The organism is Pelagimonas sp., from assembly GCF_058892305.1.
The window spans coordinates 23,747-36,063 of record NZ_JBZXVN010000010.1 but is presented as its reverse complement, the minus strand read 5'-3'; the positions used below and the strand labels follow the sequence as shown (position 1 = coordinate 36,063).

General features: G+C 55.2%; 10 protein-coding genes and 1 pseudogene. 3 read left to right on the top strand and 8 right to left on the bottom strand.

All coding sequences use genetic code 11. From position 1 onward, the window contains the following. Window positions 1-5 precede the first annotated feature (5 nt). Window positions 6-1,106: pseudogene (locus AC5EFR_RS04175) on the top strand (IS3 family transposase); the annotation flags it as partial. Window positions 1,107-1,295: 189 nt separating this feature from the next. Beyond that, complete coding sequence (locus tag AC5EFR_RS04170) at window positions 1,296-2,822, top strand: calcium-binding protein (protein ID WP_493574702.1); 1,527 nt, start codon at window positions 1,296-1,298, stop codon at window positions 2,820-2,822. Between the two features lie 426 nt (window positions 2,823-3,248). Here the strand turns inward: AC5EFR_RS04170 and AC5EFR_RS04165 are convergent, their stop codons facing one another. The 8 genes from AC5EFR_RS04165 to AC5EFR_RS04130 all read right to left on the bottom strand — a co-directional run bounded on the left by AC5EFR_RS04165 (window position 3,249) and on the right by AC5EFR_RS04130 (window position 9,509). Next, window positions 3,249-4,130: a VOC family protein gene (locus AC5EFR_RS04165; protein WP_493574701.1), complete on the bottom strand. Its 882-nt coding sequence runs from the start codon at window positions 4,128-4,130 to the stop codon at window positions 3,249-3,251. Next, window positions 4,127-4,828 (bottom strand): serine O-acetyltransferase EpsC, encoded by a 702-nt coding sequence (gene epsC, locus AC5EFR_RS04160; protein ID WP_493574700.1) that lies wholly within the window; start codon window positions 4,826-4,828, stop codon window positions 4,127-4,129. Before epsC ends, AC5EFR_RS04165 begins: the two co-directional genes overlap by 4 nt. A 31-nt stretch (window positions 4,829-4,859) precedes the next feature. Beyond that, a complete protein-coding gene (locus tag AC5EFR_RS04155; protein WP_493574699.1) occupies window positions 4,860-6,368 on the bottom strand; it encodes an aldehyde dehydrogenase family protein in 1,509 nt (502 codons plus the stop codon). After that, entirely contained in the window at window positions 6,361-7,221 is an 861-nt protein-coding gene (locus AC5EFR_RS04150; RefSeq protein WP_493574698.1) for an NAD(P)-dependent oxidoreductase, read from the bottom strand. The genes AC5EFR_RS04155 and AC5EFR_RS04150 overlap by 8 nt, the downstream gene beginning before the upstream one ends. Window positions 7,222-7,225: 4 nt before the next feature. Continuing rightward, the gene (locus AC5EFR_RS04145; protein ID WP_493574697.1) at window positions 7,226-7,534 is read right to left on the bottom strand and encodes a hypothetical protein; all 309 of its coding nucleotides are present in this window, start codon (window positions 7,532-7,534) and stop codon (window positions 7,226-7,228) included. A 27-nt stretch (window positions 7,535-7,561) separates the two neighbouring features. Beyond that, window positions 7,562-7,846, bottom strand: a complete 285-nt coding sequence (locus AC5EFR_RS04140; RefSeq protein ID WP_493574696.1) for a hypothetical protein — start codon at window positions 7,844-7,846, stop codon at window positions 7,562-7,564. 147 nt (window positions 7,847-7,993) lie between these two features. Continuing rightward, the gene (locus tag AC5EFR_RS04135; RefSeq protein WP_493574695.1) at window positions 7,994-8,911 is read right to left on the bottom strand and encodes a LysR family transcriptional regulator; all 918 of its coding nucleotides are present in this window, start codon (window positions 8,909-8,911) and stop codon (window positions 7,994-7,996) included. Window positions 8,912-9,092: 181 nt separating this feature from the next. Then, complete coding sequence (locus AC5EFR_RS04130; RefSeq protein WP_493574694.1) at window positions 9,093-9,509, bottom strand: hypothetical protein; 417 nt, start codon at window positions 9,507-9,509, stop codon at window positions 9,093-9,095. A gap of 796 nt (window positions 9,510-10,305) precedes the next feature. Between AC5EFR_RS04130 and AC5EFR_RS04125 the strand changes: the two genes are divergently transcribed. After that, window positions 10,306-12,317: Ig-like domain-containing protein (locus AC5EFR_RS04125; protein WP_493574693.1), on the top strand; the 2,012-nt coding region annotated here is incomplete at its 3' end.

Sequence of the window (12,317 nt, the reverse complement as noted above, 5' to 3'; positions counted from 1 at the left end):
CATAGGCGATGACGTCAGACAACCTGCGCCGTGAGGCCCGTGATCTGAAGGAGGTTGTGGCCGAGCAAACACTGGAATTGCGTCTTCTCAAAAAAAAGCATGATCGACGATGGGGGCGGCCAAGAATGAGGTATCCCGCATCTGAGAAACTGGAGATCATTCGGTTGGTCGAAGGATCGCAACTGTCAGCGCGTCAAACATTGTCAAAACTTGGCATCCCTCGCACGACATTCTACCGCTGGTATGACCGATACCTGCAACGCGGCGAAGCTAGCCTTGCAGATCAATCCCCCAAACCAAGGCATGTCTGGAACCGTGTGCCGAAGGAAGTGAAGCGCAAGGTTGTCAAGCTGGCGCTGGAGGAGACAGAGCTGTCGCCGCGCGAGTTGGCGGTGACCTTCACAGACCAAGAACGCTACTTCGTGTCGGAATCCACAGTATATCGCACGCTTAAGGCACATGACCTGATCACCAGCCCTGCCTTCATCGTGATCAAAGCTGCCGACGAGTTCAAAGACAAAACCACGGCCATCAACCAGCTCTGGCAGACGGACTTCACCTACCTGAAGATCATCGGCTGGGGCTGGTTCTATCTCAGCACGATCTTGGATGATTACAGTCGCTACATCATATCCTGGAAGCTTTGCACGACTATGAGGACGGAGGATGTGACCGAGACACTTGATCTGGCTTTGCAGGCATCCGGCTGCGATCAGGTTCATGTCGCTCACAAGCCACGGCTGCTCAGCGATAACGGGTCAAGTTACGTCTCTGGTGATCTGGCTGAATGGTTGCACGAGAAGGGAATGAAGCATTCTCGCGGTGCACCTTATCATCCCCAGACGCAAGGCAAGATCGAGCGATGGCATCAAACCCTGAAGAACCGCATCCTGTTGGAAAACTATTTCCTGCCAGGTGATCTCGAAGCCCAGATCGAAGCCTTCGTCGACCACTATAATCATCAGCGCTATCACGAGAGCCTAAACAATGTCACGCCTGCCGATGTCTACTTCGGACGTGACAAGACCATTCTAAAACAAAGGGAAAGGATCAAACAAAAGACGCTCGAAGCGCGCCGCTTGCATCACAGGCAACGCGCCGCATAATCAAACCAACCAGATGAGCCAAACTCTCTCTTAGTTTACGCCGCTCTTGGTGCCAAAAACCCTGACGACGGACACACCGACACCTCCGGCACCCTAAGCTTCGCCCCCGGCCAAACCGTCGCCTACGTCCACGTCCCCGTTGTCGGGGATTTTGTTCAAGAAAGCACGGAAACGTTCAGCTTGAGCCTTGTGGCCACCGCGTCCACCGCGGCACATATCTTTGCCGATACCACCGTGACAGGCATTGGAACCATCGACGATACTGACCTACCGCCGACAACGATTCCTGGCAGCGCCTTTGATGATCTTTTGGTTGGTGATTCCGCCAGAAATGTCATCACCGGCGAGAACGGCGATGACACGTTGCGCGGTGAAGGTGGGAATGACACGGTCAAAGGCGGCTCCGGTGACGATCGCATTGAAGGCGGCCTCGGTGCCGATCTTATGTCTGGCAATGGAGACAATGACACGCTTCTAGGCGAGAGCGGAGATGACCGCATTTTCGGCGGCTCAGGGCGCGATGTCATTTCCGGTGGGAATGGGGATGACAGCATTGAAGCAGGAACCGACAATGACCGCGCCTATGGTAACGACGGTGCAGATACATTGTACGGTGAAGGCGGCAATGACAGCCTTGCTGGTGGCGCGGGTGAAGACAATCTCGATGGTGGCGATGGCGAGGATACCCTCGACGGTGGCAGCAACGACGACACCGCGCGTGGGGGCGATGATGACGATCTAATCCATGGTGGGTCCGGGGCGGATTTGCTTGTTGGCAACGTTGGCGAAGACACGATCAATGGTGACTCTGGGAGTGACCGGATTTTTGGAGGCTCCAATTCAGACGTTATCTCGGGCGTTAGCGCCAATGATACGATAGACGGCGGTACGGGCTCTGATGTCATTAACGGTGATACCGGTCATGATATGCTCATCGGGCATACCGGACACGACACCATTCGTGGTGGTGATGGCAATGATCGCATCGAAGGCGGGAGGCATAACGACCTCATGGCAGGGAATGATGGCCTCGACACCCTTCTTGGAGGTGACGGCAACGACCTCGCCTTTGGTGGCGCTGACAACGACCTAATTGCTGGCCAAGACGGCAATGACAGCGCCAAGGGCGGGTCGGGTGATGATCGCCTGTACGGCAATGACGGCGAAGACACGCTCGATGGGGAAGATGGAAATGACGAAATCTCAGGTGGAGATCAGAGTGACCTGATATTCGGACGCGATGGGGAAGATGTTCTTCGGGGGGGCAACCATGGTGACCGGCTGTTTGGCGGCGGAGGTGACGACACCTTGGCCGGCAATGATGGGAACGATGATCTATCTGGCGGCTCCGCAGACGACCTCCTATTCGGCGGGAGTGGCAATGACACACTTACAGGTGGCAATGGTCGTGACCGTATCTCCGGCGGTTCAGGTGCAGATGTTTTTGTTTTCAATAGTGTTTCAGAAAGCAGCCATGGCAGTGAGCGCGACACAATTTTGGACTTCCAGCACAACGTTGATGTGATTGATCTGTCTGGACTTGCCTCAGGGCTCACTTTTATCGGCGGGGCCAGTTATTCGGGCTCAGCTGGTGAGGTTCGCTACAACGACAGCATTGGCCGTCTCTACATCGACATTGATGGGGATGGAGGTTCCGATTTTTCTGTTGAAGTTGACGGCGCTCCGCTCATCGACGCTGGCGATCTCATTTTGTAAAATAGTCTTCGACAACACATCGCGGCCGGGGTCATTTCCGGCCGTTTTTTGTTTGCTTCTAAGCTGCTAATCCATTGCCCGGCAGGCATTTCTTTGCGACGTTGCGCGCGGGAGACCGGTACTGGTGGGGTCTTGTATTGGCATGCGCTTCAAACGGCAGCTTGTGTGATGTGATCGCTGTGGCCACGGGCCTGAATGACACCAGACATCTTCGAGCGGTGGCGCTATGGGATTGGCTCCCAAATGGGCCGCGCATCCCTATCCGCGCTTTGGCCAATATGGGGCCCTTCGATCCCTATGTGTTTCAATCGCGGAGCGGTCAAAGTGAAGGTGAGATCTCTCTCTTAGGCCAGCGCCAAGATGTCCAAAGCGCAGAAAATACGTCGACATATGCTGTGTCTGGCAACAGGAAACTTCTGACCCCGCTTAGGTTTGAGGCATGAACCTCAGATAGGTGTTTGCGCTCAATTCGGGCTGCGAAAGCGTATAGGCCTCTCCGTCTTGCTCAAATGCCGCGCCACTTTTTCTGAGCCATGATCTGAACATTTTTGGGTCCGCAAAAGTCATATCCATCGCGATGATACTGGGTTGGCTGTCGTCAATCTCGGCAGGAAGTGGTCCATAATCGTGTTCAATCTGCGCACGGGTTGCCACCGTGATGACCCCGTTTGCGGTCTGGGCCGCAAAGCCGTCTTGGACGGCCTGTGTCTTGCCATAAAGGCCGGAAAACTTGGTTTTCAGTGCCGGTAAATCCTTTGGGCGAGACAGAATGGTGATGCCGCAAATGCCGTTTACGGTGTTCGGGTGGTCCAGCCATTCGGCGACGTAAATCAATTCGGGCCGGTGTTGTTGGCACAGAAAAAGCGACAGCCGTGGGAAACGCGCATCTGGAAGCAAAGCCAGCGTGGTTTTGGTGCGTCCTGCTGTGCCGTCCGGTAAAATCACATCACGACCGAACTCCAGATGGCCGCTGACGTCAAAGCTTGCCGCCGCCGCTCTGGCCGCGTCACCGACGGAATCCGTGCTGTGCAACGCCGTCAGGGCAATACCCTCACGGTGGTGCAAATGGCTGTGAATATGGCGGCCAAACCGGAAATCCCCCGCAGGCACTTTATCGAGCAGGGTGTCATCGTAGATGCCCATAATCTCAAGCAAACAGCCATCAAACATCGCCAAACTGGTGCTTGTGCCCCATGGATGTTTGCCGATAGCGGTCATGTTAAAGCCAAGCGACAGAAGATGCCGACGAAAGGCGTCGATGTCATGAACGGCAAAAAGGGGATGATCAATTCCAAATGAAGCGGTCATAAGCTTGGGTTCTTTTCAGGGGTAAATGAGATTTGCGCCGCACCGATTTCGCGGGATTTTGAGCCAACGACCAAGGTATTGGGTGGGACATCTTTGACGACAATGGACCCCGCGGCGATATTGGCATTTTTGCCAAGGGTGATATTGCCCAAAATCGTCGCGCCTGCCCCAATCACCACACCGTCTTGGACTGTCGGATGACGTTGTGCGCCGCTGTCATTCAGCGTGCTGCCCAAGGTGACATTGTGCCAGATCGACACGTTTTGGCCGATTACGCAGGTCTCACCCACGACAAAGCCAAGCCCGTGATCCAGCCAAAGCCCAGCCCCAATTTTGGCTGCGGGGTGAATATCCGTCGCAAAGGCGCGCCCCGCACGGGATTTCACCGCCAAAGCCAAATTGGGTTCGCCAGTGTGCCACAAACCATGTGCCACGCGGTGAGCCATGATCGCCTGCACGCCACGCGAAAACAACAGCGTTGCCGGCACACCACCGGGCTCAAAATTGCGGCGGGCACTTTCAGTGATGTCATAGGTGCTGATGTCGACCAAATCGGGCGTCTCATCATAAACCCGTTTTGTCAGACCGGGATCAATTCCTGCCACAGCATTGAGCACCGCCGCCAGTAGATCAGAGATCTGATCAAATGTGACCGCGTCTAGGCCAAGGACATGCGCGGCCTCGACATTCTCCTTCAAGAATGCCGAGGTCTGCGCGACAAGCTCCGCCTTAGGACACATAGCCAAACGCGATTTTAGGGGTGACACCACTGTCGAGCCAGACGCTTTTGGGGCTGGTGTATTCCATCAAAGCATCTGTTCCGCTGGAGCGACCAAAGCCGGACTCATGCGAGCCACCAAAGGGCGATGACACATGGATGGCTTTGTAGCTGTTGATCCAGAATGTGCCCGCCCGCACGGCGGTGGACAGGCGGTGAGCGCGGCCCAAATCAGCGGTCCAAACAGCACCAGCAAGGCCAAAGTTTGTGTCATTGGCGATTGCGATGGCCTCTTCTTCGTCTTCAAAAGGTATGGCTGTGACCACTGGTCCAAAGATTTCGGTTTGCGCGGCCGTGGCGGCGTTGGTTAACCCTGCCAAAACCGTTGGCGGTACAAAGAACCCAGTGTCGGGCAATACGGCGCGGGAGCGGACATCTGCGCCTTCGCTTGCTGCGCCTTTGATCATGCCGGTGATGTGATCAAACTGACGCGCGTTGCTGATCGGGCCGATTTCCGTCGCCTCATCCATAGGATCGCCAAGCGTGATGGCGTTCATACCGTCTGTGATCATGTCCAGCAGGTCGGCATGGATGGATTTGTGCACCAGCAATCGCGAACCCGCGACACAGCTTTGCCCCGCACCCGAGAAAATTGCGGCCTGCGCACCCAGTGCGGCATGTTTAAGATTGGCGTCATCAAAGACGATATTGGCGGATTTACCGCCCAGTTCCAACACGACAGGCTTGAGCGCTTTGGCGGCGGCCATGGCCACATGACGCCCGGTTTGCGGCGAGCCAACAAAAATGACCTTGCGTACGGATTTGTGTTCAATCGCCGCTTGGCCTGTGGTGGGGCCAAACCCTGCCAGCACATTGACCAACCCCTTTGGTAGACCTGCGTTTTCGGCGATTTTCACCAAGGCGATAGTCGTCACGGGCGTCAATTCGCTTGGTTTTATCACAACGCCATTGCCTGTCGCTATGGCAGGTGCAATTTGCCAACCAGCGGTGAAAATAGGCGCATTCCATGGGGTGATTTGAAACACAACCCCAAGTGGTTCACGCAGAGTATAGTTCAGATGCCCACTGGGCACGGGGATCACTTCGCCGTGCAGTTTGTCGGCCCAGCCTGCGTAATACCGGAACATCTCGATGACTTTCGCCACCTCTACACGGCAATCGCGAATGGGTTTGCCTGCCACAAGGGCTTCCATCTGGGCCAGAGGCTCGACATAGGCTTTGATCGCTGAGGCGACGTCTTGCATGACGTCACCACGGCGTGCGGCGGACATGTCCTGGCCCCACTCTTTTTGCGCAAGTGTAGCGGCCTCGCAGGCCTCTGCCGCGAGGTCCTCGCCGCAATCTGCGTAGGACGCCAACGTGGCCTGCGTATAGGGGTCATGCAATGTGACGGCGTCGCCTGCGCCGTCACATAATGTGCCGCCGATCAAGTTTTGAATTGCTGTCCCTAGGCCCAAGTCTGACATGAGCTTTTGAAAAAGTGCAGATCGATTAGACATCTGTGCCAGCCTCAAATTTATAAATCTCGTTAAAGTCAGCGCTGTCGTCCAGCATCGCTCGGCTGTCTTCCCAAACCGCTGCAATGGCGCGGGTGGCAGGCAGGGTCAGGCCGGCATTTGCAGCCAGTTTTGTCGCCAGCCCTACGTCTTTGCGCATCAGGCCCATGGTGAACCCTGAATCGTAACTTTCCGACATAATCCATTTGGGAAAGTTCACTTCACTGACGCCAGAGCGCCCCGACCCCGCATTCACCCCGTCAAGCAGACTGACCAAAGGAATGCCCCCACTTTTGGCCAATTGCGCCATTTCGCTGACCAAAACCAAATTGGCAGCACAGAGCAAATTGTTCGCGATCTTGGCCGCATGGCCCGACCCAACAGGCCCGACATGTACGATCTTGGCCGTCAAGTCTTCTAAAATGGGACGAATTTTGGCGATGGTGGTCTCAGAACCGCCCATGACCATCGTCATCGTACCGCTCTTGGCACCCGCAGGCCCTCCGCTGACGGGGCCGTCTAGAAAGTCATAGCCGGCGTCTTTGGCCGTCTTGGCTAAAACCGCCGTGGTTGCAGGTTCCGAGGTCGAGGTATCCAGCACAATGGTCCCGGAGGCCAGCTTTGGCCCAAGGCTATTCATCACCGTTTCGACAATCTCGGCACGCGGCAATGACAGGATGACAAAGTCGCAATTTTGCGCGATCTCAGCCAGAGTGTCGCATACCGAAGCTCCTGTCGTTTGAACGCGTGCACGTACGTCCGGTGATGCATCATAGCAAAGCACTTTATGGCCTGTTTCCGCCAAGCGAGACCTCATTCCGTCCCCCATGGCACCGCATCCAATGAGTCCTATCATGCTGTTATGTCCTTACCTGTCGTGTTTCATTTCGGTGTTGCGGCCCCGCGAGACGCGGTTTCGAGCGCTTCGTCTGTGCGACATCCGACGAATTCCCCTTGTTTATCGAGGCCACCCGGTCTGAAGCTCTTCGGATCACGGCTGGATCATCGCTGACGTAGGGCGTGACAAAGCCAAGCGATTTGCGTGGAACCATCAACAAGGCCCGCCTGTCGTCTGGGGACGAAACAGCCCCCGCCGAAGGGCGCTCATCTGCGATCAACAGAGCGGGATCGTCATCCATCGTCAAAGCAATGACAACGCGCCGGGGCATACCCCGGCAAGTCGTGAGGATATTCTTTCATACGTGCTCCCGCATTGGGGATACCAGCGGCATCAGGACCTTCACCAGCCAATCTATATGAAAGAAACTGGCATCTGGTTGCGTCAATGTTCCCCCATAACCGGGCAAGATGGCTTGAAACTTTACGTCACTGTCGCGGGCCATTGGGCCTTCGGAGTGGTTGGCAAGACCGTCGTTCGTGAACGTCTTGTTGTGGCAGTTCGGATCGAAACTTGTGGCAGCTCTTGGTGATACGATGCGCAGGGAGACAGCATGGAATAGGCCTTTGAGGGCGGTATTCATGACCAAAGTGGCCAGGGCCGTTTTCATAAATTTGTGCCGCATGGTAACGCCCGTGTCGTCTTTTGGTTTTGATAGAGAGAACCTTAACGATGTTTAGGGGGCTGCATATTGCACCACTACAAGTTTAACGTTGCATCACGCGCAACGCTAGGTCTTGCGTGTAAAAGCGGCCATGCTGCGGATCGCATGATCAAGCAATCGCGACGCGCCTTCGGGTAATTTGCGACTTGTACGGGTGAAAATCGACGCCTCGCCTTCGTCGAATTCAGGCACGGTCAGGGGCAATGTTGCGATGGTCCCATCAGCAATTTCGCGTGTGGCTACAAAGGCTGGCAACACTGTGATGCCCAAACCTTCGCGCACAAAGTTGCGCAAAACCATCAGTGAATTTGACCGCACCATAGCATTCAATTTGACGCCATATGTGGCCTCTGCAAGACGCACCATTTCCCCCACGCCAGAGCCGGACTTGAGCAACGCGCAGGGGATGTTTTCCAGATCGTGCAACGACACGGGGGCAGACAGCGTCGACCACTCAGACGCAGGGTGATACAACACGTCCAAAGGTTGTTTCACCTGCGCTGCAACGCGAATTGTACGGTCCCGGCTGGCATTATAGGCCAAACCTATGTGCGCGCGGTCCGTACGCACCGCATGCATCACCTGTTCGGTTGACCCGGTCAAAAGGTCATAGGTGAACCCCGGAAAAGCTTTGCGATAGCTGGTCAAGGCGTTGCCGACAAAGTCATTGATAAACCCATCGCCCACAGCAATCACCAATTCGCCCCTTCGCATGCCTGCCAATTCGTCGAATTGCGATAGCAAAGCCTCTTGCTCGCTGCGCTGAGCTTTGAGGTAGGTGAGCAAGAGCTCTCCGGCATCGGTTGGGCGCACGCCGCGCCGCCCGCGTTCCACAAGGGTGATGTTCAACGACTGTTCAAGCGCCTGCAAATGACGACTGACCGTCGAAGGTTCAATGCCCATCCGTTCGGATGCCGCGCGAATGGACCCATCTTCACAAGCCGCCAGAAAGGATCCAGCCTGAGCGTTTTCGATTTTGAACATATATATCGGCTACTCCCGGACGTTTTCTAAAGCAACCAAACAACTCATTCCGTACTTGTCATGTTACAGGGCATGGCGCGCGCCCCTACCTGTTTCTTAACTGGGGTAGGCTTCATTTATCTAGGATGATTTTTACCACCTACGATTTGAGCCAAACATCATCGCGCAATGGGGCCAGACCCTAAACCTCCAGAACATTCTCCAGAGCTGATGCAGGCAAGCCCAGCACGGACAAAGCCGTTTGTCGGTCGCTGGACACATGGCAAACCATGTTGCTGTTCAATGCTTCGGAGAGTGTTTGAAACATCCGCGCCATACCAAACGCGACGTTTTTCTGGGCCAAAAACGAGACAACGATCGGTTTATTGAGGCGCTGGTGGGTCAAGTTGGCGTGTTGGACATGTTGGCTCATCTCGTCATAATCAATCTTCACCTCGGTAACACGTCGCAAGTCCACAAGCTCATTCATCCCGGCGAGATAAGCGTCACTTTCATAGACATCCATTAGTGCTGTGACGATGTCTTGGCGCTCTATTATGCCGACGTATCGTGAATAGACTAACTTGTGCGCTACAAGAATGGTCGCCCTAACTGGCATGGTTGGGTTCCTAAGGCCGGGTTCGAACAAAGAATTGGCGGACAGGAGTGCTGGTTATACGGGAATTCGGTATGGGTGAATACCTTATTTCGGGAACGTAGCGTCGAATCATTCCGCAATTCTCTTTAGATTTATGAAGAATGATTCGTATTTGTCGTAGGTTTGAATGTGACGTGAGTGGCCAATTTTCTGCCACAGGCCGTATTGGTTCTTGATTTGATACAAACTTAGACACATTCCCGAATGACGCGAAGCGCCTATATGCTTGGCGGATGGTTCTCATGATTGTTGCCAAATAAGAGACGGTCACTCAGGCCAACTCGAGGATTAGCTGCGAAATCGTTTAAAATTGGCTGAAAAGGGCGGTTTTATTGCGGCGTTTGCATGGCGTGTGGAAACAATTTGCGTTCAACCTTCGGAAAAATTGAGCCTTTTCCGGCTGAATTCTGCCAATAGAACAAAAGGAATGCCGCCGTCGTGCCATTTTTTCCTTCCGACACGCGCCGGTTCACAGTATCTATATCTCAAGCCCAACTGGGGGGTGAAGACATAGGCCACGGGGGCGGCCGCTGAACTGTTGTGCATCTGAAAGGATGTGAGGTGAAGCGTAGGGCGGAGTCCGTCCGAGCCGCAATTTGGCGTTCTTCGTCCACGTAAAGACGTGGGCAGAGGCAGCGCGAACACTTCGCATACTTACAGGCGCGACGAGCGAAATTGAACGGGCAGTGCAGTGGGCATTGTCTGCCGCCTACGCGGTTGGGGCATGCCCCCGTCTGAAGTATATGAGGGTCTGATAATGGCTGATTTGTTTTTAAATTGGGGTGCTCTTGGTGCCTATGGTACCGTACTCGACGACACTGCACCTGATGCGGTCACTGCTACGGTTGATACCGGCGGTGTGGCTGTTGATATTACATTTGATGGTCAGGATGCTGGCGCGCAGGCCTTTACATATAATGGCTTCGCCTATGTTGAAGGCGATGAGACACTGAACCCGGCCTCGCACCTGAAACTCTTTGGCGAAGGCGGTGACGGCGATGCTGCCCCATCGGCCACGTCGACAACGGTTCTGGACTTCCGGGCCCTCGATACCGATTCTTACACCGACAACGTGCAAAACGTCAGCTTCCGTCTTAACGATGTTGATGCGGGTATGGCCGGGGACCTTGATGGCCCTGGCACCGGCTTCGAAGATGTCGTGTCGGTGATGGCCTATGACGCCGATGGCAACGCCGTGCCTGTGTCCTTGACACCTGCGGGCAGCGCTTCGGTTGGTGGCAACACAGTCGATGGCAACACCCCATCCGAATTCGAAGACGCGACCGGCTCGGTGCTTGTCAATATTGCCGGCCCTGTGTCGCGGATCGAAGTTGTCTATGAAAATGGGGGCGAAAGCGAACAGGCGGTTTTGATCTCTGACGTCGAGTTTTCGACCGTCGATGTTGTGGATGAGAACTCTGATCCGACCGCAAATGACGATAGCGACAGCACCTTGCTGGACACCGCCGTCACGATCGACGTCATCGCCAATGACACCGATCCAGAGTCTGACCCGCTTTCCGTGCTCACCTATACATCGCCAAGCAATGGCAGCGTGACCGATAACGGTGACGGCACCATGACTTATACACCGGCACCGGGTTTCCTTGGGACGGACACGTTCACCTATGTTGTGGATGACGGGAATGGCGGCACCGATACGGCCACTGTGACTGTTGACGTGACCGAAGGTGGTGGCGGCAACACCGACCCGGATGCCGTTGATGACAGCGACACCACATCTGTGAATACACCTGTGAACATCACGGTTTTGGGCAACGACACCGATCCTGAAATGGATACTTTGTCTGTTACGGATGCAACCGACCCAACCAATGGCACCGTGACTGTGAACGCAGACGGTACCATCGACTATGAGCCCGACACCGATTTCACCGGAACCGACACGTTTGACTACACCATTTCCGACGGCAATGGCGGTTCTGATACGGCCACTGTGACCGTAAGCGTTGAAGACGGCAGTGGAAACCAGGCACCTGTGGCCGCAGACGACACCAGCAGCACCGAAGAAAGCGCGCCTGTTCGCATTTACGTGCGTGGCAACGACGAGGATCCCGATGGGGATGAGCTGACAATCGTTTCGACGACGACACCTGCGAATGGTGTGGCGACGATTGACCCAACTGATGGCACAATCGTTTATACTCCAAACGACGATTTCACCGGAAGCGACACGTTTGAATACACTGTCGAAGACCCGTCGGGCCTTGAATCTACGGCGACAGTAACCGTCGAAGTCACTCCGGACGCTGAAAACGATGATCCGATTGCCAATCCTGATGCGGCGACCACGCCCGAGGATACGCCAGTTGTGATTGAGGATCCGCTTGCAAATGACAGCGATCCAGATGGTGATCCGATCACCTTGACCGGTCTTGGTGATCCCACCAACGGCACCGCGACGTTGAACCCCGATGGCACTGTGACCTACACGCCAGAAGACGGGTTTACCGGTGAGGACACGATTCCTTACACCATCGAAGATGACAATGGTGGCACCTCCACCGGTGAGATCGTTGTCACCGTGACCCCAGATGGCGAAAACACGCCTCCAACGGCTGTGGATGACGAAGCCACAACGCCAGAGGGCACGCCGGTTGTGATCGACGATCCAGCGGGCAACGACACCGATCCGGATGGCAACCCGTTGACCGTGACCGAAGTTGGCACGCCAACCAACGGCACTGCGACGCTGAACCCAGATGGCACCGTGACCTACACGCCAGCCGATGATTTCACCGGTGAGGA

Coding starts and splice junctions, on each gene's coding strand:
- AC5EFR_RS04165 (WP_493574701.1), bottom strand. CDS start 4,130: ATGACCGCTTCATTTGGAATTGATCATCCCCTTTTTGCCGTTCATGAC.
- AC5EFR_RS04155 (WP_493574699.1), bottom strand. CDS start 6,368: ATGTCTAATCGATCTGCACTTTTTCAAAAGCTCATGTCAGACTTGGGC.
- AC5EFR_RS04150 (WP_493574698.1), bottom strand. CDS start 7,221: ATGATAGGACTCATTGGATGCGGTGCCATGGGGGACGGAATGAGGTCT.
- AC5EFR_RS04145 (WP_493574697.1), bottom strand. CDS start 7,534: ATGCCCCGGCGCGTTGTCATTGCTTTGACGATGGATGACGATCCCGCT.
- AC5EFR_RS04140 (WP_493574696.1), bottom strand. CDS start 7,846: ATGAATACCGCCCTCAAAGGCCTATTCCATGCTGTCTCCCTGCGCATC.
- AC5EFR_RS04135 (WP_493574695.1), bottom strand. CDS start 8,911: ATGTTCAAAATCGAAAACGCTCAGGCTGGATCCTTTCTGGCGGCTTGT.
- AC5EFR_RS04130 (WP_493574694.1), bottom strand. CDS start 9,509: ATGCCAGTTAGGGCGACCATTCTTGTAGCGCACAAGTTAGTCTATTCA.